This window comes from Celeribacter indicus (assembly GCF_000819565.1).
Taxonomy (GTDB): Bacteria; Pseudomonadota; Alphaproteobacteria; order Rhodobacterales; family Rhodobacteraceae; genus Celeribacter; species Celeribacter indicus.
In genome coordinates this window covers 4302057-4327794 of record NZ_CP004393.1, presented here as the reverse complement: position 1 = coordinate 4327794, position 25738 = coordinate 4302057, and the positions used below count along the sequence as shown (strand labels likewise).

The window sequence follows — 25738 nt, the reverse complement described above, 5'->3', positions numbered from 1 at the left end:
GCAGATCAAGAATGCAAGAGCGCACGATGAACGATATCATATTCGACCACAAGGAATGCGGAGCCTGCCCGATCCGCCACAGAGCGGTGTGCGCCCGCTGCGATGCCGACGAGCTCGAGGAGCTGGACGCGATCAAGTATTATCGCTCCTACGAGGCCGGCCAACCTATCGTATGGTCCGGAGATCGCATGGATTTCGTCGCCTCCGTGGTGACGGGCGTCGCCTCTCTCAGCCAGGCGATGGAGGACGGGCGGACGCAGATGGTCGGCCTGCTCCTGCCCTCCGATTTCCTCGGTCGGCCGGGGCGGGAAACTGCGCTTTACGACGTGGTGGCGGTGTCCAACCTCACGCTTTGTTGTTTTCGCCGCAAACCCTTCGAGGCGATGATGGTGCGCACGCCCCACGTCGGACAGCGGCTTCTGGAGATGACGCTCGACGAGCTGGATGCCGCACGGGAATGGATGCTGATTCTCGGACGCAAGACCGCGCGGGAGAAGATCGCCTCGCTGATCGCGATCATCGCGCGGCGCGAGGCGTCGCTCGCGCTCGAGACGACGGGCGACGGGATGAGCTTTGAACTGCCGCTGACGCGGGAGGCGATGGCGGATTACCTCGGGCTGACGCTGGAGACGGTGTCGCGGCAGATCTCGGCGCTCAAGCGCGACGGCGTGATCGTGCTCGAGGGCAAGCGCCGGGTGGTCATTCCCGATTTCGACCGGCTTCAGATCGAGACCGGCGACGACGCCGACGGCGGCCTGATGGCCTGAGCGGGCGGCGCCGTTCCGCGGCTCGGCCACAGGTCCGGCGGATGTTTTCGACACACGAACCAAGAAAAGCGCGCCCTGAGGCGCGCTTTCCGTTTTTCCGGCGGGCGGCGCTCAATGCGACATGAGCACCGGGATTTCCGCCAGTTCGAGCATGTGACGCGTCGCGCCGCCGAGGATCGATTCGCGGAACCGCGAATGGCCGTAGGCGCCCATCACCAGAAGATCGGCATCCTTGTCGCGGATCTGGCGGCAGAGCACGTCGGAGACGCGCGGCATGGTCTTTGCCAGCACCGACACTTCGGCGCGCACGCCGTGACGGACGAGCATCTGGCACAGCGAACCACCCGGATCCGAGCGGTCGGGCCCGTGCTGCGGCGGGTCGATGATCGTGACGTCGACGAGATCCGCCTTCTGGAGAATCGGCAGGGCGGCACGTACCGCGCCGAGCGCCTCGGCGCTTTCGTTCCAGGCGACGACGACGCGCTCGATCTTTTCGGGAACGCTGGTGCCGTCAGGGACCACGAGGACCGGCACATGCCCGGAAAAGAGCGCGGCTTCGAGGATTTCCTCATGCTCGTGGCCCCGTCCCTCGCCGTAGGGGCGGGGCAGGACGACGACGTCGGAGAAGCGCAGGAAATGCGCAAGCTGCGGCGTGAGACCGGCCATCTGGGCCGTCAGCGGATTGGTGACCCAGGGAATGTCCTCCGCCTTGAGATACGCGCTCACCTGGTCGTCGATCTCGCGGCTTTCCGCCTGGGCCTGTTGCAGGTTGTCCTGAAGCGCCATGGCGTTGGTGCCGGCGTAATAGAATCCCGGCTGCGTGCGGTCGAGGCCGAGGCAGATCACGTCGAGATGTCCCTCGTCGTGGCGGGCGAGCGACACTGCGGCATCGAGCGCGTGGCGGTCGGCCTGCATGTCGCAGATGATGGTCGTGATGGACTTGAAAGGCATGCTGGCCTCCCCTTCGGATGAGATGTCGTTTCGCGCTGAAGGATGCGCCGTGGTGATGATAGCGGCTTTGATTGAGATCAACAAATTAACGGGCGCGGCGTTTTGCGCCAGTCCGTTCGTACAAATTTCCTTTATATTCTGAGGTGATCGTCGCACAATTATGGCGCGAACGGGCTTGTGACGGTTCCATCCGGCCGCTCCGTCCATCTTGAGCAGATGCCGGGAAATCATCCGATTTCAGGGCATTTTGACTCAGATCAAGGAGGATCGACAGGATGTCGTCCAAACCGCACGCTGTCGGAACTCGTGTCCAAGCACGGGGCGACGATGCCTTTTGCCACGGGCAGCAGAACGAAGGGACGCAACATGTGGAATTACATCAAGCTGGCAGTGCTGGGGGTCGCCGTCGTCCTCCTTGGCCTTGCCGCCAACTACGGGCGTGACTTTGCCTACCAGGTGCACGCCCTCATCTTCATGGCCGCTGCGGCCATCGCTTTCATCTACGCGCTGCGCACGACCGGCGATGTCAGACCCGCGCCGTCCGGCTATTTCGACGGCGTCGTGCGGTACGGCGTCGTTGCAACGGCCTTCTGGGGTGTGGTCGGCTTTCTCGTCGGGACCTTCATCGCCTTCCAGCTCGCCTTTCCGGAACTGAACTTCGAGTTTCTGCAAGGACACGGCAATTTCGGACGTCTGCGTCCGCTGCACACCTCCGCGGTGATCTTCGCCTTTGGCGGCAACGCGCTGATCGCGACGTCCTTCTATGTGGTGCAACGCACCTCGGCGGCGCGCCTCTGGGGCGGCGGCCTCGGCTGGTTCGTGTTCTGGGGCTACAACCTCTTCATCATCCTCGCGGCGACCGGCTATCTGCTGGGCGTGACCCAGTCGAAGGAATATGCCGAGCCGGAATGGTATATCGACCTCTGGCTGACGATCGTCTGGGTGGCCTATCTCGTGGTCTTCATGGGCACGATCTTCACCCGCAAGGAAAAACACATCTACGTCGCCAACTGGTTCTACCTGTCCTTCATCATCACCATCGCGATGCTCCACATCGTGAACAACCTCGTGGTGCCGGTCTCCATTCTCGGCTCGCGCTCGGTGATGGTCATGTCCGGCGTGCAGGATGCGATGACGCAATGGTGGTACGGCCACAATGCGGTGGGCTTCTTCCTGACCGCGGGCTTCCTCGGGATGATGTACTACTTCATCCCGAAACAGGCCGAACGCCCGGTCTTCTCCTACAAGCTGTCCATCATCCACTTCTGGGCGCTGATCTTCCTCTACATCTGGGCCGGTCCGCACCACCTGCACTACACGGCGCTGCCGGACTGGGCGTCGACGCTCGGCATGGTCTTTTCCGTGATCCTCTGGATGCCGTCCTGGGGCGGGATGATCAACGGCCTGATGACGCTCTCGGGCGCCTGGGACAAGCTGCGCACCGACCCGGTGATCCGGATGATGGTGATCGCCGTCGGCTTCTACGGCATGTCCACCTTCGAAGGGCCGATGATGTCGATCCGCGCGGTGAACTCGCTGTCCCACTACACCGACTGGACCATCGGCCACGTCCATTCCGGCGCGCTGGGCTGGAACGGCATGATCACCTTCGGCGCGCTCTACTTCCTCGTGCCGCGCCTGTGGAACCGCGAACGGCTCTATTCGCTGGGTCTTGTGTCCTGGCACTTCTGGCTCGCGACCATCGGGATTGTGCTCTACGCCGCCTCGATGTGGGTCACGGGCATCATGGAAGGCCTGATGTGGCGCGAAGTCGACAGCCAGGGCTTCCTCGTGAACGCCTTCGCCGACACCGTGGCCGCCAAGCACCCGATGTATGTGGTGCGGGGCCTCGGCGGGGCGCTCTACCTCGCTGGTGCACTCATCATGTGCTACAACCTCATCATGACCGTCCGCCGCAGCCCCGTTCGGGCCGACGAGACGATCATGGCTCCGGCCGAATAAGGGAGGGGTCTGACAATGGCTCTCATCGACAGGCACAAGATCCTTGAAACCAACGGCACCCTGCTGATGGTCTCGGCCCTTCTGGTCGTCACCGTCGGGGGTATCGTGGAGATCGCGCCGCTCTTCTACCTCGAGAACACGATCGAGGATGTCGAGGGCGTGCGCCCCTATTCGCCGCTCGAACTCACCGGCCGCGAGATCTACATCCGCGAGGGCTGCTATGTCTGCCATTCGCAGATGATCCGGCCGATGCGTGACGAGGTGGAGCGGTACGGACATTACTCGCTGGCGGCGGAAAGCAAGTACGACCACCCGTTCCAGTGGGGCTCGAAGCGGACGGGGCCAGACCTCGCCCGCGTGGGCGGCCGCTATTCCGACGAATGGCATGTCGACCACCTCACCAACCCGCAATCCGTGGTGCCGGAATCCGTGATGCCGAAATACGGCTTCCTCGCGGATCGCTACATCGAGCCCGAATATATCCAGGACCTGATGAGAACGCATCGCATCGTCGGTGTGCCCTATACCGACGAACAGATCGAAGTCGCGCGGGAGGATTTCATGGCCCAGGCCGATCCCGACGGTGACTATGACGCCGACGGTGTCGTGGAGCGCTATCCCGGCGCACAGGTGCGCAATTTCGACGGGCAGGACGGGATCACCGAAATGGATGCCCTGATCGCCTACATGCAGATGCTCGGTACGCTGGTCGATTTCTCGACCTTCACGCCGGACGCGTCGCGCTGAGGAGGCGGAGAGATGGACTATCACATCCTCCGCGAATTCGCCGACAGCTGGGTGCTGCTTGCCATGTTCGTGTTCTTCGTCGGCGTGGTGGTCTGGGTGTTCCGCCCCGGCTCGCGCAAGGAGCATCGCGACACGGCGGAGATCATCTTCCGGAATGAAGACAAACCCGCCGAAAAGGAGGCGAGGACATGAGCAAGAAGAACGACGTGGAAACGACGGGCCATTCCTGGGACGGGATCGAGGAATACAACAATCCGCTTCCGAAATGGTGGCTCTGGACCTTCTACCTGACGATCATCTGGGGCATCGGCTATACGATCGCCTTTCCGGCCTGGCCGATGGTCGAGCGGGCGACGGGCGGCCTGCTCGGCTGGTCCACGCGGCACGAGGTCGCCGAAAGGATCTCGGCATTCGAGCGCATGAATGCCGCCGTGGAAGCCGAACTCGCCGCGGCCGACGTGACAGAGGTCAGCGTGGGCTCCGACGTCTACAACTACGGCGTCAACATGGGCGCGGCTGTGTTCCGCGCGAATTGCTCGCAATGCCACGGTTCGGGTGCGCAGGGCAACGTGGGCTATCCCACCCTGCTCGACAACGACTGGCTCTGGGGCGGCACGATCGACGAGATCGTCTATACCGTCCAGCACGGGGTGCGCAACGACACCGACGACGACGCGCGCTATTCCGAGATGCCGCGTTTCGGCGCGGACGAGCTGCTTCTGCCCGAAGAAATCGACCAGGTCGTCGAATACGTCCTGTCGCTCTCCGATCCGGATGGCGACGGCACGAATGTGACGGGCCACAGCTACGATGCGGAACTGGCCGCGGCGGGGGCCGAAGTCTTCGAGTTCAACTGCGCGTCCTGCCATCTCGAGGACGGCACCGGCGACATCTATCAGGGCGCGCCGAACCTGACCGATGCGATCTGGCTCTACGGCGGCGACCGCGAGACGGTGCACGAGACAGTCCATTACGCCCGCTTCGGGGTGATGCCTGCCTGGGGTCAGCGTCTGAGCCAGGCGGAGGTGAACGCCGCCGCAATATATGTTCACCAGTTGGGCGGCGGTCAGTAAGCATCACGGGATCCGGACGGAAACGTCCGGGTTGCGGCGCCGGCCCCTGATCCTGTTCGCGCGTTTCTTCGGGGCCGGTGCCTACATCATCGCGAGACACCGCGTGCTCCGCCGATGCGGTGTCTTCCTCTCGCGCGGGGCCGCCTTCGGCCGCCCACGAGTCGCTTTGCGGAGGGGACCCAATCGCCGCAGGAGGGCCGCCGAGGCAGTCTGTCGCAGGATCGGGGCGGTGTGTCGCAGGAAAAAGGAACCTATTTGATGCATGTTTCCGCCGTGAGTCGAAAAACCTTGATTCACATCAATGCTCCCGGCAGGTCGCGAGACCGATAAGGGGCACAGGCGAACCGTGCACGAAAAGGCAACGCTCCATGAGCTCTACCGACAACTCCCCCGAACAGAAACTCTATGCCGCGCGCGAGCCGATCTTTCCGCGCCGCGTGAGGGGGCGGTTTCGCAACCTGAAGTGGGTGATCATGATCGTCACCCTGGGGCTCTATTATCTTGCGCCCTGGATCCGGTTCGACCGCGGACCGGAGCTTCCCGATCAGGCAATTCTCGTGGACCTCGCCAACCGCCGCTTCTTTTTCTTCTGGATCGAGATCTGGCCGCATGAATTCTACTTCATTGCGGGCCTGCTCATCATGGCGGGACTCGGGCTCTTCCTGTTCACCTCGGCGGCCGGACGGGTGTGGTGCGGTTATGCCTGTCCGCAGACGGTCTGGACCGATCTCTTCATCCTGGTCGAACGCTGGATCGAGGGCGATCGTAACGCCCGCCTGCGCCTGCATCGCCAGAAGAAGACCGATTTCAGGAAATTCCGCCTGCGCACGATGAAATACCTCGCCTGGCTGCTGATCGGGCTCGCGACGGGCGGGGCGTGGATCTTCTACTTCACCGATGCGCCGACCCTGCTCGTCGATCTCGTGACCGGGCAGGCGCATCCGGCGGCCTATATCACCATGGCCTGCCTGACCGCGACCACCTTCTTCTTCGGCGGCTTCGCGCGCGAACAGATCTGTATCTACGCCTGCCCCTGGCCGCGCATCCAGGCAGCGATGATGGACGAGGATACGCTGGTCGTCGGTTATCGCCACTGGCGCGGGGAACCGCGCGGCAAGCATCGCAAGAGCGAAGGCGCGGCGGAACTCGGCGACTGCATCGACTGCATGGCCTGCGTCAATGTCTGTCCGATGGGGATCGACATCCGCGACGGACAGCAGCTCGAATGCATCACTTGCGCGCTCTGCATCGACGCCTGCGACGAGATGATGGCCAAGGTCGGCAAGCCGCGCGGCCTGATCGACTACATGGCGCTGACGGACGAGCCGCGCGAGATCTCCGGCCAGCCGCCGAGGCCGGTGTGGAAACACGTCTTTCGCCCGCGCACCATCCTCTACACCGGGCTCTGGGCGGCGGTGGGCATCGGCCTGCTGTTCGCACTGTTCATCCGCTCGGATATCGACATGACGGTGGCCCCGGTGCGCAACCCGACCTTCGTCGTGCAATCGGACGGTGCGATCCGCAATATCTATGACCTGCGCATCCGCAACAAGCATGGCGAGGAACGGGAGTTCCGTGTAAATGTGACAGGTGACGAGACCCTCTCGGTCACGTTGCAGGATTCGGACAGCCCGGCCGGCGACACGATCGCGGTGCGGGCGGACGAAATGCGCATCGTGCGCGCCTATGTCGAAGCTCCGGTCGGCTCGGAGGCCGCGATGTCGGATCGCACGGACTTCACCTTCTGGGCCGAGGATCTGGCGGGCAGTTCCCGCGTCGGTGTCGAGACGGTGTTCAACGGAAGAGGACAGTGACATGATGCGCGAGATTACCGGAAAGCACGTTCTGATCGGCATGGTGGGGACCTTCGGGATCATCATCGGGGTGAATGTCTTCATGGCCGTTCAGGCGGTGAAGACCTTCCCCGGCCTCGAGACGGCGAATTCCTACGGCGTGTCCCAGACCTTCAATCGCGACAAGGAGGCGCAGGAAGCCCTGCGCTGGACGGTCGAGGCGGTGGACGATCAGGAAAACCTCTATGTCTATATCCGCGACGATGCCGGACGGCCGGTCGAGGTCGCGGAGATCGGCGGCACGCTCGGCCGGGCCACGACGGTCGCGCAGGACCAGCAGCCTGAATTCCGCTTCGACGGCGAGGCCTATGTGGCGCAGACCGGGGTGCTTGATGAGGGCAACTGGAACTATCGGATGACGGCAACGGCGCTTGACGGCACGGCCTTCACCCAACGCATCGTCATCCACGTCAAACGGTAGGCAGAGGCCATGTCCGAGGTCCAGATTTCCGCCTGTCCGGCCTGTGTGGCCGCTCCCGCCGCCGAAGAGGCCGCGCATGCGCGGGACGTGCAGGACATCCGCTTCGTCCTCTCCCTGCCCGCGATCTATTGCGCGGCCTGCATCTCCGGCGTCGAACGCGAACTGATGCGGCAGCCGGGCGTGCGCGCGGCGCGGGTCAACCTGACGCTCAAGCGCGCGCAGGTCGAGGCGGATCCGGCCGTGTCCGTCGACGATCTGATCGCCGCGCTGACGAAGGCGGGCTATGAGGCTTACGAGCTCGACGCGAGCGCGATCTCCGCGACGGAGACGGACCGGAAGGGCCGGGCGATTCTGACCCGCATCGCCGTGTCGGGTTTCGCGATGATGAACGTGATGCTCCTGTCGGTCGCGGTGTGGTCCGGCGCGGCGGATGCGACGCGGGACATGTTCCACTGGATCTCGGCGGCCATCGCGCTCCCGGCCATCGCCTATGCCGCGCAACCGTTCTTCGTATCCGCCTGGACGGCGCTGCGGGCAAGACGGCTCAACATGGACGTCCCGATCTCGCTCGCGATCCTGCTCGCGGGGGGCATGTCCCTGTTCGAGACGATGGAATCGGGCCGGCATGCCTATTTCGATGCGGCGCTCTCGCTGACCTTCTTCCTGCTGGCCGGACGCTATCTCGACTACCGCACGCGCTCGGTGGCCCGCTCCGCCGCCGAGGAGCTCGCCGCGCTCGAAGTGCCTCGCGCCACGCTCGCCGACGGCACGGTCGTGCCGATCAGGGAGGTGGTCCGGGGCGCGCTGGTGCGCGTCGTGCCGGGGGCCCGCGTGCCGGTGGACGGTATCGTGGTCGACGGCGCGTCCGAGCTCGACCGCTCGCTTCTGACCGGAGAGAGCCTGCCGGTGGCGGCGGGGGTGGAGACCGTCGTGTCCGCGGGCGAGGTGAACCTGACCGGCCCGCTCATCATCAGGGTGACGGCGGCGGGCGAGGAGAGCTCGCTGCACCGCATGGCCGATCTCGTCGCCATGGCCGAGACCTCGCGCAACCGCTACACCTCGCTGGCCGACCGTGCGGCGGGGATCTACGCCCCCGCGGTGCACCTCCTGGCGCTCGTGGCCTTCGCCGGCTGGGTGATCTACTCGGGCGATATCCGGCTGTCGCTCAACATCGCCGTTGCCGTTCTGATCATCACCTGTCCCTGTGCGCTCGGTCTCGCCGTGCCTGCCGTGACCACCTCCGCCTCCGGGCGCCTGTTCCGTGCGGGGATGCTGATCAAATCCGCCACCGCCCTCGAACGCCTGGCGGAGGTCGATACCGTCGTCTTCGACAAGACCGGCACCCTCACCGAGGGCAAGCCGGAGCTGTCGAACCTAGCGGAAATTCCGCCGCGCGCCCGAGGCATCGCCATGGCCCTCGCCGCCGGATCTGCGCATCCGCTTTCCGCCGCGCTCCACGAGGCCGCGCGTGCCGCCGATGTCGTGCCCGCGAGGCTTTCCGGGATACGCGAAGTGCCTGGGCAGGGGATCGAGGGTGTCTGGGACGACCAGCCCGTGCGGCTCGGCCGCGCCGGCTGGCTCGGGGCGGAGCCGCTCGCCCAGACTGCGACCTATCTGAAGATCGGCGATGCGGCGCCGGTCGCCTTCACCTTCGCCGATCACCTGCGGGAGGGTGCGGCCGAGGCCGTCGCCGCGCTCCAGCGGCAGGGCAAGGATGTCGTGCTTCTGTCCGGGGACACACCCGCCGCCGTGGCCGATATCGCCCGGCGGATCGGCATCTCCGCCTGGGCGGCCGAGTGCCTGCCGGAGGCGAAGGCGCTGCGCGTGGCCGAGCTGACGCGGTCGGGGCGCAAGGTGTTGATGGTCGGGGACGGGCTCAACGACACCGCCGCGCTCGCCGCCGCACATGTGTCGATCTCGCCCGCCTCCGCGCTCGAGGCGACGCGGGTCGTCTCCGATATGGTGCTTCTGGGCAAATCGCTCGCCCCCCTCGGAGAGGCGACCCAGGTCGCCGTTTCCGCCACGCGCCGGATCAAGGAAAATTTCAGCATCGCCGCGCTTTACAACCTGATCGCCATTCCGATCGCGCTGGCGGGCTTCGCCACCCCGCTTGCCGCGGCGCTCGCGATGTCGACCAGTTCGGTCACGGTGTCGCTCAACGCGCTGCGCCTGAGGGGAAAATCATGAACGTTCTCGTTTACCTGATCCCGATTTCCGTCTTTCTCGGCGGGCTCGGTCTGGCCGCGTTCTTCTGGTCGATCCGGTCGCGTCAATATGACGACCCCGAGGGTGATGCGAACCGCATTCTGACGGGCGATTACGACGACCACCCGAAGGAGGATTAGTCGCGCGCCCGCTCCACAAGTTCGGCGACCTTCGGCCCCATGGCTTCCACGATCAGCTTCACCCCCTCGGCATTCGGATGGATTCCGTCGGCCTGGACGTAGCGGGCCATCACCTCGCTCATCTCCCCCAGATCGGTGAGCGGTGCGAGGAAATTCGGAAAATAGAGCGTGTCGAACTCTTGCGACAGGTCGGGATAGATCGCCTCGAACGACTCGCGATAGGCGGCGCCATAGTTGTTCGGCGCGGCGATCCCCACAAGCAGCACGGGCACGTCCTTTGCGCGGGCGGCCTCAAGAATCCCGGTCAGATTCTCGCGCGCGGTCTCGGGCGCGATCCCGCGCAGCACGTCGTTGCCGCCCAGGGCGACGATCATCGCACCGACCTCGGGAGAGAGCGTCCAGTCGACCCGCGACAGCCCGCCGGCTGTCGTGTCCCCGGAAACGCCCGCGTTCAGAACCGTCGCATCGACGTCATGCGCGTCGAGCCAATCCTGGAGCCGTGCGGTGAAACCCTCCTCCCGCATCAGCCCGTAGCCCTGGGTGAGACTGTCGCCCAGCGCCGCGACCGTAATCGTCTCTGCCATAGCCGCCGGAGCGGCCATCAACAAAACGTTAGCACTCAGCATGGCAAGAAGGTTGCAGCGGCTCGCCCCGCACCCATATGAAACGGAAAGAGATTTCAGGACCTGCCCCATGACCGATCCGATCATATCGCTGAAAGACGTCAGCCTGTCCCTCGAGGGCAATGCCGGACGGGTCGAGATCCTCCACGGGATCACGCTCGATGTGGCGCGGGGGGAAACGCTGGGGCTCATCGGGCCTTCTGGATCGGGCAAGTCTTCGCTCCTCATGCTGCTCGGCGGTCTGGAAACGGCCAGTTCCGGCCGCGTCTCTGTTCTGGGGCGCGATCTGACCGCGATGGACGAAGACGAACTCGCGCGGTTTCGCAGGGATCATATGGGGGTGGTCTTCCAATCCTTCCACCTCCTGCCGACGATGACCGCACTCGAAAACGTCGCCGTGCCGCTCGAACTCGCCGGAGTGCCGGACGCCTTCGAACGCGCCCGCGCGGAGCTCGAGGCGGTGGGGCTCGGATCGCGGCTCGATCATTACCCTGCCCAGATGTCGGGCGGCGAGCAGCAGCGCGTGGCGCTTGCCCGCGCCGCCGCGCCGCGTCCGGAGCTCCTGCTCGCGGATGAGCCGACGGGCAACCTCGACGGTGTCAACGGCGCGGCGATCATGGAGCTTCTGATGACCCTGCGGGACCGTCACGGCGCGACGCTCGTGCTCGTGACCCATGCGCCGGAGCTTGCTGCGCGCTGCGACCGGGTGATCCGGTTGCGCGACGGCCGGCTCGACACCGACGAGGCCGCCGCGTGAGGGCGCGCCTGGCCTGGAGCTTTGCGCGGCGGGAACTGCGGGCGGGCGTCGCGGGGTTCCGTGTCCTCGTGATCTGTCTCGTGCTCGGCGTCGCGGCCATCGCCGCGGTGACCTCCGTGCGGGAGGCCATCACGCAGGGGCTGTCGCGCGAGGGCGCCGCCCTGCTCGGCGGCGACGCGGAAATGGAATTCACCTACCGGTTCGCGACCGGGGCGGAGCGCGCCTGGATGGACGAGACGGCGCGCGGCGTGTCCGAGGTCGCCGATTTCCGCTCGATGCTGAGCCTGGGCGACGACCGCGCGCTGACCCAGGTCAAGGCGGTGGACGCGGCCTATCCGCTGGTCGGCACCGTGCTCCTGTCTCCCGACATGCCGCTTTCGGAGGCGCTTGCGGGGCGGGCGGGCGTGCCGGGGATCGTCCTCGACCCGATGCTGTTCGAGCGGCTCGGCCTGTCGGTCGGGGATGAGGTGACGCTCGGCGGAGAGCGGTTCGTGGCGATGGCGGAACTCACACGTGAACCGGACGGGACGGCGGGCGGTTTCACCCTGGGGCCACGGTCCATCGTTTCGCTCGCCACGCTGCGCGACACTGGCCTGCTCGCGCCGGGCACCCTGTTCGAGGCGGCATATCGCCTGGACCTGCCCGAGGGCGCGGATCTCGATGCGGTCAAGGCGCGGGCGGAGCGCGAGGTGGCCGAAGGTGCGTTCCGATGGCGGGATGCACGCAACGGCGCGCCCGGCGTGAGCCGCTTTGTCGACCGTCTCGGCGCCTTTCTCGTGCTCGTCGGTCTCGCCGGTCTCGCCGTCGGCGGTGTCGGGGTCTCCTCGGCCGTGCGCGCCTATCTCGACCGCAAGATCGCGGTGATCGCGACGCTGAAGACGCTCGGGGCGGATCGCGTGACGATCCTGATGATTTACCTCATGCAGGTCGGTGTGCTGTCCCTCATCTCGGTCGCGCTCGGCCTCCTGCTCGGCGGCCTGCTTCCGCTGATCGCCCTGCCGTTCGTGGAAACGCTCCTGCCGGTCCCGGTCGAAGGCGGCGTCCACCTGCGCCCGCTTCTCGAGGCAGGGATCTATGGTGTGCTGGCGAGCGCGATCTTCGTGCTCTGGCCGCTTGCGCGGGTGGAAAAGATCCGGCCCGCCGCGCTCTATCGTGATGCGTTCTTCGGCCTCTCCGGCCGGCCGCGGTGGCCCTATGTCGTGGTGATCGCGCTGCTGCTCGCGGCGCTGGTCGGGGTGACGGTGCTCCTGTCTGAAAGCCGCGAACTCGTGCTCTGGACATTCCTTGGCCTCGCGCTCTCCTTCCTCGCACTCGTGCTCGCGGGCCGCGGTATCGGCGCGCTGGCCCGCTGGCTTTCCCGGCGCGGCTGGGTGCGCGGGCTGCTTCCCCTGCGTCTCGCGCTCGGCGCGGTCGGCGGACCGGGGGGCGAGACCGTCTCCACCGTGCTGTCCCTGGGGCTCGGGCTCACCGTGCTTTCCGCCATCGGGCAGATCGACGCCAATCTCCGTGGCGCCATCGACCGGGACCTGCCGGATGTGGCGCCCTCCTATTACGTCGTGGACATCCAGCCGGACCAGATCGACGGCTTCCTTGCGCGGGTGGGCAGCGATCCCGGTGTCTCCCGGTTCGAGACGGCGCCGATGCTGCGCGGCAACATCACCCGGATCAATGGCGAGGACGCGGTGTCGGTCGCCGGGCCGCATTGGGTGCTGCGCGGTGATCGCGGGATCACCTATTCCGCGACCCGGCCCGAAAACGCCACGGTGACCGAGGGCGCGTGGTGGCCGGAAGATTACGACGGACCCCCGCAGATCAGCTTTTCCGCCGGTGAGGCGGAGGAGATGGGCCTGCATCTGGGCGACCGGATGACGGTCAATGTGCTCGGCCGCGACATCACGGGGGAGGTCACCTCCTTCCGCGAGGTCGATTTTTCCGGCGCGGGCATGGGCTTTATACTGACGATGGATCCCGCCGCGCTGGAGGGCGCCCCGCACAGCCATATCGCGACGCTCTATATCGCGCCGGAGGCCGAGGCGGCGCTGATCCGCGATCTTGCCAGGACCTATCCGAATATCACCACCATTCGCGTGCGCGACGCGATCGACCGCGTCGTTTCCCTCCTTGAGGGCATCGCCGCGGCCACGACGCTCGGCGCTGTGGCGACGCTCGTGACCGGGGCGGTGGTGCTGATCGGCGCGGCGGCGGCGGGAGAGGAACGGCGGCGCTTCGAGGCCGCGGTTCTGAAGACGCTCGGCGCCTCCCGCGGCCGCATCCTCGCGGGGTTCGCGCTGCGGTCCCTGATCGTCGGCGCGGGGGCGGGGGCCGTGGCCTTCGTCGCCGGGGCCGCCGCCGCCTGGGCCGTGATCCATTTCGTGATGGAGGCGGATTTCGTGCTCTCAGTGCCCTCTGCCCTGTTCGTGATCGCCGGCGGCGTGATCGTCACGCTTGCCAGTTCGCTCCTGTTTTCCTGGCGCGCGATGGCGGTGCGTCCCGCACGCATCCTCCGGGCGAGCGAGGGCTGAGAATCGCGGAGGGCGGAGCGGCGGCATTAACGGCCTGCCCCTTTTCTTGGCTGTCATGCCGATGGTTGCCCATTTATTGACCTCGCCAAGCCTTTCCCTCACTTCCTCTTTTCCCCACAAGCATAAAACTTGTGCGCCACGGCGCGCAGGTGAAACCTGACGCTGCGGAAGGGATACGTGCTGCTACAGACAGGATGGCCGGACCGCATGGGACAAGTGCGAGCGAGAGACCTTCGCGGCGCTTGAAGGTGCAACACAGCAAGGCTGCAAAGGGGAATCCGACGTTTTTCCGACACATGTCAGACGCAGAGTCGAGCACCGACAGAGGATGAACGCCGCGGGACCGCAGCTTCCAACAAGGGGAAAACACGTGAAAATCAAACTCAAGGCGACTCTGGTGTCGGCTCTTTTCGCGACCACCGCTCTGGCCGGCGGCGCGATGGCTCAGGACGTGAGCTGTCCGATCAAGATCGGCGTTCTCCATTCGCTCTCCGGCACGATGGCGATCTCGGAGACGACGCTGAAGGACACGATGCTGATGCTCGTCGAGCAGCAGAACGAGAAGGGCGGTCTTCTCGGCTGCGACCTGGAGGCGGTCGTGGTGGACCCGGCCTCCGACTGGCCGCTTTTCGCGGAAAAGGCGCGCGAGCTTCTGACGGTTCAGGACGTGGATGTGCTCTTCGGGGCCTGGACCTCCGTGTCGCGTAAGTCCGTGCTTCCGGTGCTCGAGGAACTCAACGGCCTGATGTTCTATCCGGTGCAATACGAGGGCGAGGAAAGCTCGAAGAACGTCTTCTACACCGGCGCCGCCCCGAACCAGCAGGCGATCCCGGCGACCGACTATTTCCTCGATGAACTCGGGGTGGAGAAATTCGCGCTCCTCGGCACGGATTACGTGTATCCGCGGACCACGAACAACATCCTCGAAAGCTACCTGAAGGACAAGGGCATCGCGCCCGAAGACATCTTTGTCAACTACACGCCCTTCGGTCATTCCGACTGGTCGAAGATCGTGTCCGACGTCGTCGCGCTCGGTGCGGACGGCAAGAAGGTGGGCGTGATTTCCACGATCAACGGCGATGCCAATATCGGCTTCTACAAGGAACTCGCGGCCCAGGGCATTTCCGCCGATGACATCCCCGTTGTCGCCTTCTCGGTCGGCGAGGAGGAGCTCTCCGGTCTCGACACGTCCAACCTCGTCGGCCATCTCGCGGCCTGGAACTACTTCATGTCTGCGGACACTCCGGAGAACGAGGAATTCATCGCTGCCTGGCACGAATTCATCGGCGACGACAGCCGCGTGACGAACGATCCGATGGAAGCGCATTACATCGGCTTCAATATGTGGGTGAACGCGGTGACCGAGGCGGGCACCACCGATGTGGACGCGGTGCGCGAGCACATGTGGGGGCAGGAATTCCCGAACCTCACCGGCGGTACGGCCGTGATGGGCGTGAACCACCACCTGTCCAAGCCGGTGCTGATCGGCGAGATCCTCGAGGACGGCCAGTTCGACATCGTCTCCGAAACCGATCCCGTGCCGGGCGATGCCTGGACCGACTATCTGCCGGAATCCGCCGTGCTGGACTCCGACTGGAAGGATCTCGGCTGCGGAATGTACAACACCCAGACCGAGACCTGCGTTCAGATCAAGTCCAACTACTGATCCCACACGCGTCGGAGGGCGGCCGCATCGCCGCCCTTCATTCCTTCCCCAACGACAAAGCCAACGCATATGAGCCGTCTTCTGATCGCGGCCGTCCTGCTCGTGGTCGCGCTTTCGCAAGCCGCGTCCGCGCAGGACGGCTCCATCCAGACCGTCCTTCAGGATCACAGAGAGGCGATCGAGGCGTCGTCGCGCCGCACTATCGGACCCGCCATCGACGCCATCGCCAATTCAGGCCTTCCCGCCGCGCGCGGCGTGCTGCGCGAATGGCAGGACCGCAACATGTGGCAGCGTGAGGAGGACGGCCTCTTCTTCCATGCCGAGGAGGTGGACCGCGACACGCTCCGCATCTACGACTTCGACACGGGCGAGGTCGTGGGGGAGTTCCCGGAAGACGATTTCGACCAGCTCCGGCCGAATTCCGGCATCCGTGCTCTGCTCGGCGCGGCGCTGGTGCAGTTCCAGCTCAATGATCCCGATCCCCGGATCCGGCGCCAGGCGCTTGCCTCGCTCGAACGCAACGGCGACGAGAGCCATCTCGCCCCGCTGCGCGCCTCCATCGAGACCGAGGAGGATCCGGCGATCCGCGCGCGCAAGGCGCGGCTCGAACGGCTGCTGACCGCACGGTTCGGGGAGAGCGAGGCCGAGCGGGTCGCGGCGATCGAGAGCTTTCGTGGCACGCTGGCGCTCGACGCCCGCGCGGCGCTCAATCCGCTTCTGGCGACACGCATCATCTACGGGCCGGACCTTTCCGAGGGGGCGAATGTGAAGAACGAGGTCCGGCCCGGATCGGAGGCGCTGTCCGTCGCCGACGCCTTCGCGCGCATGGTCGCCGCCGGCGACGCCACCGCGCAGCCGACGCCCGCAGAACGCAAGGCGGCGCTCCAGGCACATATCGCCGACGGCGCGGTCGCCGGCGTTCCGCTGTCCGAGCTCGGTACGGAGGAGGCGCGCGATCGCGCCTATGCGGCGCTCGCGGAGGAGGGGACCGTTCCGCCCTTCGATCCCTCCTTCTCCATGGAGGAAGTGGTGCGGGATGCGGAGTTCTTCGTGGTCTATTCCGAGCCCTCCGCGGCCGTGACCGAGGCCGCGGAGGCGACGCTCGCCTCGATCCACCGCACGGTGGGGCTGAGCCAGTTCCTCGACCTGTCGCTCGACGGGCTGTCGCTCGCCTCGATCTATTTCCTGGCTGCCATCGGGCTCGCCATCACCTTCGGCGTGATGGGGGTGATCAACATGGCCCATGGCGAGTTCATCATGATGGGCGCCTATACCGGATACGTCATCCAGCAGCTCGTGCCCGATTACACGGTCTCGATCCTTCTGGCGATCCCGGTGGCCTTTGCCGTCACCTTCGCCGCCGGTGTGGCGATGGAACGGCTCATCATCCGCTGGCTCTACAACCGCCCGCTCGAGACGCTTCTCGCCACCTTCGGCGTGTCTATCGCCTTGCAGCAGCTCGCCAAGAACATCTTCGGCACCCAGGCCCGTCCGCTCACCTCTCCGGGCTGGCTCGACGGCGCGCTCGTGTTCAACGATGTCGTGGGGATCTCCTATATCCGCATCGCGATATTCGTGCTCGCGCTCGTCTTCCTCGGCATTTTCCTCTTCATCATGAAGAGGACGCGCCTCGGGCTCGAGACACGGGCGGTGACGCAAAACCCGCGCATGGCGGCCTCCATGGGGATCAACCCGGACAAGGTGAACATGCTCACCTTCGGTCTCGGCTCGGGCATTGCCGGGATCGCGGGCGTGGCGATCGGCCTCTATGCAAAGGTGACCTCGGAGCTGGGGCAGGATTACATCGTTCAATCCTTCATGACCGTCGTCGTCGGCGGCGTCGGCAATATCTGGGGCACGCTTCTCGGTGCCACGATGATCGGATTCCTGCAAAAGGGCATCGAATGGATGAACCCGTCGAACACGCTCGCGGCGCAGACCTACATGATCGTCTTCATCATCATCTTCATCCAGTTCCGCCCCAAGGGCATCATCGCCCTCAAGGGCCGCGCGGCGGGAGACTGAGCCATGGATTTCATCCGCAAGACACCCTCCGTGAAGATCTTTCTCGTCCTGCTCGTGATCTTCACCCTCGCCGTCACCTTCCTGTCGGAAGCCTATGGCACCGGTGCGATCTCCACCTCCTTCGTCAAGACTCTGGGCAAGACGCTCTGCCTTGCCCTGGTCGCCATCGCCATGGATCTCGTTTGGGGCTATACGGGCATCCTGTCGCTCGGGCATTTCGCGTTCTTCGGCCTCGGCGGTTACATGATCGGCATGTGGCTCATGTATGCGCGCACGGAGATCATCGTGACGCAGAGCATGGCCGGGGCGGCGATCCCGCCGACGCCGTCGGAAATCTCCGATGCCATCGGAACACAGATCTTCGGTGTCGTGGGCTCGTCGGATTTCCCGCTGGTCTGGATGTTCGCGCATAGCTTTTGGGCGCAGATCGCCCTTGTCGTGATCGTGCCCGGCCTGCTTGCGCTGATCTTCGGCTGGCTGGCTTTCCGCTCGCGGGTCACGGGCGTGTACCTTTCGATCCTGACGCAGGCGATGACCCTGGCCCTGTCCCTCTATCTGTTCCAGAACGACAGCGGGTTGCGCGGCAACAACGGGCTTTCCGGGCTCCAGAACCTGCCCGGCGCGGACGGGATCTCGCAGGATTACATCTCGATCTGGTTCTTCTGGGGGTCGGCCTTCGCTCTGCTCGTGACCTATCTCATCGCCGCCTTCGTCGTCTCCGGCAAATTCGGTTCCGTCATCCGCGGGATCCGCGACGACGAGGCACGGGTGCGGTTCCTCGGCTATTCGGTCGAGGGGTTCAAGCTCTTCGTCTTCACCCTCACGGCGGTGATCGCGGCCATCGGCGGCGCGCTCTATTATCCGCAGGCGGGGATCATCAACCCGGCCGAAATCGCCCCCATCGCCTCGATCTACCTCGCGGTCTGGGTCGCGATCGGCGGGCGCGGGCGGATCTATGGCGCGGTGATCGGGGCGGGTTTCGTCTCCCTCGTCTCCACCTGGTTCACCGGCGGACAGGCGCCCGATGTGAACCTCGGGTTCTACACGATCAAATGGGTCGACTGGTGGCTCGTGCTCCTCGGCCTGTCCTTCGTCCTCGTGACGCTGTTCGCGCCGAAGGGCATCGGCGGGCTCGTGGATCTCGTGACCCATCGCATGTCGCCCGACCGGCATGGCGCATCGCTCGGCCCCGACACCGGTTCCCTGCGCGAAGAGGAGGCGGAGAAATGAGTCAGCTTCTCGAGGTGTCCGGCATTTCCGTCAGCTTCGACGGGTTCAAGGCCATCAACAACCTGTCCTTCTCCATCGGCCAGGCCGAGCTGCGTGCGATCATCGGGCCGAACGGGGCGGGCAAGACGACCTTCATGGACATCGTGACCGGAAAGACGAAACCCGACGAGGGCGCGGTGCTCTGGGGCGAGATGTCGCGCAACCTGATCGGCATGAACGAGGCGAGGATCGCGCGCATCGGCATCGGGCGCAAGTTCCAGCGCCCGACGGTCTTCGAGGATCAGACGGTGTTCGAGAACCTTCTGATGGCGGTGAAGAACGACCGCAATCCTCTCGCCGTGCTGTTCTTCAAGCCGAAGCCGCCCGATCTCGCGAAGGTCGAGGACCTGGCCGCCGAGATCGGCCTGTCGGATCATCTCGCGCGCAAGTCGGGCGAGTTGAGCCACGGTCAGAAACAATGGCTGGAGATCGGCATGCTGCTCGCGCAGGACCCGAAATTGTTGCTTGTCGATGAGCCGGCCGCGGGGATGACCCTCGGCGAGCGCGAGCATACGACGGATATCCTGAAGGAGGCGGCAAAGACGCGCGCCGTGGTGGTGGTCGAACACGACATGGAATTCGTGCGGCGGCTCGAGTGCAAGGTGACGGTGCTGCACGAGGGAGCGGTTCTGGCGGAGGGCTCCCTCGACCATGTGACGCAAAACCAGGACGTGATCGACGTCTATCTCGGGCGCTGAGGGGAAAGAGACCATGCTGGATGTCAAAGACCTGTCCCTTCACTACGGCGGCTCGCAAATCCTCTATGACGTGGACATTTCCGCGAAGGCCGGGGAGGTGACCTGTGTCATGGGCACGAACGGGGTGGGCAAGACCTCCCTTCTGAAGGCGATTTCCGGTACGCATCCGCGCTCGGGCGGGACGATGACGCTCGACGGCGAGGACGTGGGGCGCGTGCCGGCCCATGAGCTTGCCAAGAAGGGCCTCGCGGTCGTGCCGCAGGGGCGGATGATCTTCCCGCTTCTGACGGTGAAGGAGAATCTCGAGAGCGGCTTCGCCTGTCTGCCGAAATCGGAGCATGTCATTCCCGATGAGATCTTCGAGCTTTTCCCCATCCTCAAGCAGTTCATGCACCGGCGCGGCGGCGATCTGTCCGGCGGACAGCAGCAGCAGCTCGCCATCGCGCGCGCGCTGATCATCAAGCCGAAACTCCTTCTGCTCGACGAGCCCACCGAAGGCATCCAGCCCAATATCATCCAGCAGATCGGGCGCGTGATCTCGCTTTTGCGGGACCGCGGCGACATGGCGATCGTGCTCGTGGAACAGTATTTCGAATTCGCCTACGATCTCGCGGATCAGCTCGTCTTCATGGAGCGCGGTCGCGTGACCTCGCGCCATGCGAAATCGGAGATCACGAAGGAGGAGGCGGCACGCGTCTTCCGCATCGCCTGAGCGCCGCTCCTGGCATGGCTGTCCTCACGACCGGGTCTGCGCAGGCGTTTGCCGTCTCGCGGAACCGGACTAACTGATAAAAAATCTTGCCGAAACCGGTTTCGGAAGCGCAGGCTTCCGCGGAGGAGGACGATTTTGCGGTCAGGAGTGGAAACGGTCCGTCGGTCCCGTGACAATGCGCGGGTGACGATCAGCGATCTGTCGCAGGCCCTGAGCCTGACGAAAGGCACGATTTCGCGGGCGCTGAACGGCTATCCCGATATTTCGGAGGCCACGCGTATCCGCGTGATCCGTGCGGCTCAGGCGATGGGCTACAGGCCCCTCAGCCATGCTCAGGCGATCCGGACCGGGCGCAGCCAGTCGCTCGCCCTCGTCATCCACCTGGCGGAACCCGACGCCTACCGGCCTTTCCTCGCGGAATTCCTCGCCGGGCTGACGCAGGCGGCCTCCGCCGAGGGCTGGACCATCACCATTGCCACCGCGGATACCGAGGCGGACAGCCTGCGCCTGATGCGCGACCTCGTGCAGGAGCGCAAGGCGGACGGATTCATCCTGCCGCGCGTTCACCGGGACGATCCCCGGATCGCGGCTCTGGCGGCGCTGGACACGCCGTTCATTTGCTATGGACGGCCGAAGGACGCCGAAAGGATGTCCTTTTTTGATATCGACAGCGAAGCCGCCATGAGTGAGGCGGTCGGAAAGCTTGCCGCGCTCGGCCATCGCCGGATCGGCTATATCGGCAGCGCGCAAAGCTACGCCTTCTCGCATCACCGGCACGCCGGCTATCGCGCGGGCCTGGCGCTGGCGGGCATGGATCCGGCGCCGGAGCTCGTCGAGGCAGCGGTGAGCCGGGAGGAGAGCGTCGCGGCGGCGGCGGCGCTTCTGCGACTGGCACGCCCGCCCACCGCCATCCTCTGCGCCACCGATGTGCTGGCGAGCGGTGTCTACGATGCCGCGGCGGCGGCCGGTCTCGAAATCGGGGCCGATCTGTCGGTGATCGGCTATGACAACGCGCCGGAGGCGCAGGCGATGTGGCCACGGCTCGCGACCTTCGCCGTCGACAATCGCGCGGCGGGCGCTGCGCTCGGCCGCATGCTGATCGCCCGGATCACCGAGCCGGAGCACCCGCCGTCGCAGATGATCCTTCCGGCCGAGTTCCGCCCCGGCGGTTCAATCGGCCAGCCCGCAAGAACGCCGGAACAGCTGGCGCAGCACCTTGCCCGCCGCCGGGAGGGCATGACGTTCTGACATATCACAGGGAGAAAGAGATGAGATTTCGACACCCATTGCTTTTGACGGGCGCAGCCGCGGCCGTTGCGCTTTCAGGCATCGCCGCTTCCGCCGAGACCTTGCGCTTCTGGACCACCGAGGAGCAGCCGGACCGGCTGGCGAAACAGGAGGAGATGGCGCGCGCCTTCGAGGAACAGAGCGGTAACACGGTCGAGGTGATCCCGGTGACGGAGAGCGAACTCGGCACCCGTGCCACCGCCGCCTTCGCGGCCGGCGACCTGCCGGACGTGGTCTATCACACGCTGCAATATGCCCTGCCCTGGGCGGAGGCGGGCATTCTCGATCCGGATGCCGCGACCGATGTGATCGAGGAGCTGGGCGAGGACACCTTCGCCCCCGGTGCGCTCGGCATGGCGACGTTGGGCGACGGCTATGCCTCGGTGCCGGTGGACGGCTGGACGCAGATGATCCTCTATCGCAAGGACCTGTTCGACGAGGCCGGGCTGGAGCCGCCGACGACCTATGCGGCAGTGGAGGCGGCGGTGGAGGCGCTGCACAATCCGCCGGAGATGTACGGCTTCGTGGCCGCAACGCGGGTGGACGAGAACTTCATGTCGCAGGTGCTCGAACATATCTTCCTCGCCAACGGGGTGAGCCCGGTGGACGAGAACGGTTTCAAGCCGCTCGACGAGGCGAAGACGACCGAAGTTCTTGAATTCTACAAGACGCTCGCCGATGCCTCGCCGCCGGGCGATCTTTACTGGGACCAGTCGCGCACGCTCTATTTCTCCGGCAATGCCGCGATGATCGTCTGGTCGCCCTTCATCCTCGACGAGCTTGCAGGGCTGCGCGACAGCGACCCGCCCACCATCAACGACGACCCGACCTCGACCGAGCTTGCCTCGAGGACCGGCATCGTGACGACCTTCGCGGGGCCGTCCAACCCTGAAGGCGCGGCCTGGGCCGAAATCCACTATTTCGGCATCACCTCGGACGCCGCCACCGACGAAGCGATCGACTTCGTGCTCTATGCGATGGACGAAGGCTACATGCAGACGCTCTCCATCGCACCCGAGGGCATGTTCCCGGTGCGGCGCGGGACGGCGGATGAGCCGGAGATTTTCGCGCAGGAATGGGCCGCACTGCCGGTGGGCGTGGACCGCCAGGCCCCGCTCGGGGATCTCTACGCGCAGGAGATGATCGACGAGATCGTCGGCGGCCTCGACGCGGCGCGGCGCTGGGGGGTCGAGGAGGGCCAACTCGCCCTTGCCTCCAGGATGATCAATTCCGGCGTGATCAACCGCGTGGTGCGGGACTATATCGACGGCCGGATCGACGTCGCCGAGGCCTACACGCGGCTCAACGACGAACTCGGTGCGATCGACTGACTCCAGCCGGGATTTCGCGGGGCGGCAGGACCGCCCCGTTCCCTCTCATTTCACACCGGACAGGGAGCGTCCATGTCGGATATCGGACCGCCACGCGGCTCTGGCCCGCTCGCCCGCACCGAGGCGCGGCTCGCCTGGGGCCTGCTCGCCCCCACGCTCATCGCGGTCTCGCTCGTGGTGATCCTGCCGCTCCTGGCGGTGTTCTGGATCTCGGTGAAACCCGTGTCGCTGGCCGATCTTCGCGCGCCCGAGCCCGTGGTGCGCGAGGACCTGCGCGGCCGGCCGGAGGCGGCGGGCGACGAGGCGGTGCTGCGCTACCGCTTGCGGAATTCCTCGCCTAGGTCGGAAATCACCGGCGTCACCCTGCGCGACCGGTGGCCGGAGGGGCTGACGCTCGCCGGGGATCTCGACCCGAGATGCACCCTCGGGGGTGAGGAGTTGTCCTGCGATCTCGGCACATGGGAGGGCGGCTATCGCGAGACGCTCGAGATCCCGGTGACGGTGGATCAGGGCTTTCTCGATGCGGAGCGGGACGTCGACGAGGATCCGGTCGCCGTGAACGGGAGTGCCTCCTCGGTGCTCACCGACACGACCTTCACCCTCGCCAATTTCCGCGCGGTGTTCGACGGCGGGCAGTTCTGGCAGGTCCTGGGAGCGACGCTGTTCTACACGGTCTTCGGCACGATCGGCGCGCTCGTCATGGGGCTGTTCGCCGCCTTGCTGCTGAACCATTCCTTTCGCGGGCAGGGCATACTGCGCGGTCTCTACCTGTTTCCCTATGTCGCCCCGGTGATCGCGGTCGCCTTCACCTGGATCATCCTCTTCGATCCCTTCTCCGGCTCGGCCAATGCGCTGCTGGTGCAGATGGGGGTGACGGATCAGGCGATCAATTTCTTCGGCGCCCGTCCGCTCGCGCTCGTGATGGTGACGCTGTTCGAGATCTGGCGCTATTTCCCGCTGTCCTTCCTCTTCATCCTTGCGCGGATGCAGTCGATCCCGACGGACATGTACGAGGCGGCGGAGATGGACGGGGCCTCGCCATTCCAGCAGTTTCGCTACCTCTCCATGCCGCAGCTTCTGGGCATCCTGTCGGTCCTGTTCCTGCTGCGCTTCATCTGGACCTTCAACAAGTTCGACGACATCTTCCTGCTGACGGGCGGGAATGCGGGAACGCGGGTGCTGACGGTGAGCGTCTACGAACAGGCCTTCGCCCTGTCGAACATCGGCGCGGGGGCGGCGGTCGCGGTGGTGATCTTCGGCTTCCTGCTGCTGTTCTCGATCGTCTTCTTCGGCATAATTTCGCGGGAGGAAGGGCTATGAAGACGGTTTCGGGGGCGTTGCCCCCCGCGCCTGCGGCGCTCCCCCCAGGATATTTCCGAGCAGATGAAGGAGGGGCGCCATGAGGCACCTGCGGTTCAGCTTCGTGGCGGGTCCGCTGCTCGGGGCGTTCTGGACCTTCGTCGTCGCGGTGACGGTCTCGGTGGCGATGAGTTTTCCGACGGGCGAGGCGTTCCGGCCCTCCGGCCTCTGGTCGGCGGGGTTCGGCATCGTGGCGGGTCTGGCGCTGGTGGGGCGCGGACGAGCCGCCATCGCCTCCGCCGTCCTCGTGGTGGCGGTCTTCGCGGCCTTTCTCGCAGGGGTCGGACCGGTGCTTGCGGGAGAGACCTCCCTCGTGGCGCTGGCCGTGGCCTCCATCCTTCTGGGCGTCGGGGTCGGCTGGCCGCTGGCGCGCATCCTCGGAGCCCTGCCCATGGGCGCGCTCACGCGGCACGAGTTCGAGGGTGCCGTCATTCTCGCGCTCAGGGGGGTCGGCTATATCTTCTTCACGGCGATCGTGGTCATCCCCTTCTACGTGATGGTGATGACCAGCCTGAAGAACCAGTCGGAGCTGATGCGCAACCCGCTCGATTTCTCCATCGACCTGTCCCAGGGCTGGGGGCTGTTCCGCTCCTATGTCGAGCTGCTGACCCGGTTCGATTTCGGCAGCTATCTCTGGACGTCCTTCTACGTTTCCTTGCTGACCGTGCTGATCACGCTCCTGTTCGCGATCCCCGGCGCCTATGCGGTCGCACGGCTCCGGTTCCGCGGGCGGGCGGCGTTCTCGCGCTCGATCCTGTTGATCTACATGGTGCCGATGATCGTCCTGGCGCTGCCGATCTATATCGCCTTTTCCATGGCCGGGCTCAGGAATTCCATCGCCGGCATCGTGATGATCTATCCGGTCACGACCATTCCTGTCGCGCTCTACATGCTCCAGGGCTATTTCAGGGGGTTGCCTTCGGAGGTCGAGGAGGCGGGGCTGATGGATGGGCTGTCGCGGCTCCAGGTGATCTGGAAGATCACGCTGCCGCTGTCGCTTCCGGCGCTTGCGTCCGTCTCGCTCTATGTCTTCATGATCGCCTGGAACGAGTTCCTTCTCGCCTTCATGCTGCTGGACGATCCCTCGAAATTCACTCTCACGCGCGGCATCGCCTCGCTGAATTCCTCGGAGATCCCGCGCCAGCATCTCATGGCCGGGTCGGTGATCGCGACCGTGCCGATCATGGTGCTGTTCCTTGGGCTCGAGAGATTCATGACGAAGGGTCTTACGGCCGGGTCGGTCAAAGGGTGACGCGATGAGGACGACCGGAGAAAACCCGATGGATCAGACCGCGCGCCGCGCGCGCCTTCCGGAGGACCGCGCGCGGCTGCGTGCGCGATGTGGCCACGGGCGTGCGGCGAGAGCGGCG

Annotated in this window: 23 protein-coding genes; 21 read left to right on the top strand and 2 right to left on the bottom strand. The window is 65.5% G+C overall.

Annotated elements, in window-relative coordinates; translation table 11 throughout:
• Positions 1 to 26 precede the first annotated feature (26 nt).
• Positions 27 to 767 carry a transcriptional regulator FnrL gene (gene fnrL, locus P73_RS21110; RefSeq protein WP_043871095.1) on the top strand — a complete coding sequence of 247 codons (741 nt, stop codon included), beginning with the start codon at positions 27 to 29 and terminating at the stop codon, positions 765 to 767.
• A 111-nt stretch (positions 768 to 878) separates the two neighbouring features.
• Here fnrL and P73_RS21105 read toward each other — a convergent pair whose 3' ends face one another.
• Complete coding sequence (locus P73_RS21105) at positions 879 to 1718, bottom strand: universal stress protein (protein WP_043871094.1); 840 nt, start codon at positions 1716 to 1718, stop codon at positions 879 to 881.
• Here P73_RS21105 and P73_RS26055 point away from each other — a divergent pair.
• The 9 genes from P73_RS26055 to ccoS all read left to right on the top strand — a co-directional run bounded on the left by P73_RS26055 (position 1702) and on the right by ccoS (position 10119).
• Positions 1702 to 1860, top strand: a complete 159-nt coding sequence (locus P73_RS26055) for a hypothetical protein (RefSeq protein ID WP_158401968.1) — start codon at positions 1702 to 1704, stop codon at positions 1858 to 1860. The genes P73_RS21105 and P73_RS26055 overlap by 17 nt on opposite strands.
• A gap of 224 nt (positions 1861 to 2084) precedes the next feature.
• Entirely contained in the window at positions 2085 to 3680 is a 1596-nt protein-coding gene (gene ccoN / locus P73_RS21100) for a cytochrome-c oxidase, cbb3-type subunit I (protein ID WP_043871093.1), read from the top strand.
• Positions 3681 to 3695: 15 nt separating this feature from the next.
• Entirely contained in the window at positions 3696 to 4427 is a 732-nt protein-coding gene (gene ccoO / locus P73_RS21095; protein ID WP_043871092.1) for a cytochrome-c oxidase, cbb3-type subunit II, read from the top strand.
• Between the two features lie 12 nt (positions 4428 to 4439).
• On the top strand, positions 4440 to 4619 hold the full coding sequence (locus P73_RS21090; RefSeq protein WP_043871091.1) for a cbb3-type cytochrome c oxidase subunit 3: 180 nt from the start codon (positions 4440 to 4442) through the stop codon (positions 4617 to 4619).
• Positions 4616 to 5500, top strand: coding sequence for a cytochrome-c oxidase, cbb3-type subunit III (gene ccoP, locus P73_RS21085; RefSeq protein ID WP_043871090.1), 885 nt, complete (start codon positions 4616 to 4618; stop codon positions 5498 to 5500). Before P73_RS21090 ends, ccoP begins: the two co-directional genes overlap by 4 nt.
• Positions 5501 to 5868: 368 nt before the next feature.
• On the top strand, positions 5869 to 7314 hold the full coding sequence (gene ccoG / locus P73_RS21080; RefSeq protein ID WP_043871089.1) for a cytochrome c oxidase accessory protein CcoG: 1446 nt from the start codon (positions 5869 to 5871) through the stop codon (positions 7312 to 7314).
• Positions 7315 to 7318: 4 nt separating this feature from the next.
• Positions 7319 to 7774: a FixH family protein gene (locus P73_RS21075; protein ID WP_420836143.1), complete on the top strand. Its 456-nt coding sequence runs from the start codon at positions 7319 to 7321 to the stop codon at positions 7772 to 7774.
• A gap of 9 nt (positions 7775 to 7783) precedes the next feature.
• Complete coding sequence (locus P73_RS21070) at positions 7784 to 9961, top strand: heavy metal translocating P-type ATPase (RefSeq protein WP_043871087.1); 2178 nt, start codon at positions 7784 to 7786, stop codon at positions 9959 to 9961.
• A complete protein-coding gene (gene ccoS / locus P73_RS21065) occupies positions 9958 to 10119 on the top strand; it encodes a cbb3-type cytochrome oxidase assembly protein CcoS (RefSeq protein WP_043871086.1) in 162 nt (53 codons plus the stop codon). Before P73_RS21070 ends, ccoS begins: the two co-directional genes overlap by 4 nt.
• Here the strand turns inward: ccoS and P73_RS21060 are convergent.
• Positions 10116 to 10703 carry an arylesterase gene (locus P73_RS21060; protein ID WP_338032864.1) on the bottom strand — a complete coding sequence of 196 codons (588 nt, stop codon included), beginning with the start codon at positions 10701 to 10703 and terminating at the stop codon, positions 10116 to 10118. The genes ccoS and P73_RS21060 overlap by 4 nt on opposite strands.
• 109 nt (positions 10704 to 10812) lie before the next feature.
• On the opposite strand from P73_RS21060, the gene P73_RS21055 reads away from it, so the two are divergent.
• From P73_RS21055 to P73_RS21005, 11 genes are all read left to right on the top strand, one after another.
• On the top strand, positions 10813 to 11499 hold the full coding sequence (locus tag P73_RS21055) for an ABC transporter ATP-binding protein (protein WP_043871084.1): 687 nt from the start codon (positions 10813 to 10815) through the stop codon (positions 11497 to 11499).
• Positions 11496 to 14021 (top strand): ABC transporter permease, encoded by a 2526-nt coding sequence (locus P73_RS21050; protein WP_043871083.1) that lies wholly within the window; start codon positions 11496 to 11498, stop codon positions 14019 to 14021. Before P73_RS21055 ends, P73_RS21050 begins: the two co-directional genes overlap by 4 nt.
• A gap of 439 nt (positions 14022 to 14460) precedes the next feature.
• Positions 14461 to 15687: an urea ABC transporter substrate-binding protein gene (gene urtA / locus P73_RS21045; RefSeq protein ID WP_245629296.1), complete on the top strand. Its 1227-nt coding sequence runs from the start codon at positions 14461 to 14463 to the stop codon at positions 15685 to 15687.
• 69 nt (positions 15688 to 15756) lie between these two features.
• A complete protein-coding gene (urtB, locus tag P73_RS21040) occupies positions 15757 to 17712 on the top strand; it encodes an urea ABC transporter permease subunit UrtB (RefSeq protein ID WP_043871081.1) in 1956 nt (651 codons plus the stop codon).
• 3 nt (positions 17713 to 17715) lie between these two features.
• Positions 17716 to 18942, top strand: a complete 1227-nt coding sequence (gene urtC, locus P73_RS21035) for an urea ABC transporter permease subunit UrtC (protein WP_043871080.1) — start codon at positions 17716 to 17718, stop codon at positions 18940 to 18942.
• Complete coding sequence (gene urtD, locus P73_RS21030) at positions 18939 to 19679, top strand: urea ABC transporter ATP-binding protein UrtD (protein ID WP_043871079.1); 741 nt, start codon at positions 18939 to 18941, stop codon at positions 19677 to 19679. The genes urtC and urtD overlap by 4 nt, the downstream gene beginning before the upstream one ends.
• A 13-nt stretch (positions 19680 to 19692) precedes the next feature.
• Positions 19693 to 20391 carry an urea ABC transporter ATP-binding subunit UrtE gene (urtE, locus tag P73_RS21025; RefSeq protein ID WP_043871078.1) on the top strand — a complete coding sequence of 233 codons (699 nt, stop codon included), beginning with the start codon at positions 19693 to 19695 and terminating at the stop codon, positions 20389 to 20391.
• Between the two features lie 183 nt (positions 20392 to 20574).
• On the top strand, positions 20575 to 21639 hold the full coding sequence (locus P73_RS21020; RefSeq protein WP_217621809.1) for a LacI family DNA-binding transcriptional regulator: 1065 nt from the start codon (positions 20575 to 20577) through the stop codon (positions 21637 to 21639).
• 20 nt (positions 21640 to 21659) lie between these two features.
• Positions 21660 to 23009, top strand: coding sequence for an ABC transporter substrate-binding protein (locus tag P73_RS21015; protein ID WP_043871076.1), 1350 nt, complete (start codon positions 21660 to 21662; stop codon positions 23007 to 23009).
• Positions 23010 to 23081: 72 nt separating this feature from the next.
• Complete coding sequence (locus P73_RS21010; protein WP_043871075.1) at positions 23082 to 24329, top strand: sugar ABC transporter permease; 1248 nt, start codon at positions 23082 to 23084, stop codon at positions 24327 to 24329.
• A gap of 79 nt (positions 24330 to 24408) precedes the next feature.
• A complete protein-coding gene (locus tag P73_RS21005) occupies positions 24409 to 25620 on the top strand; it encodes a carbohydrate ABC transporter permease (RefSeq protein WP_043871074.1) in 1212 nt (403 codons plus the stop codon).
• Positions 25621 to 25738 lie beyond the last annotated feature (118 nt).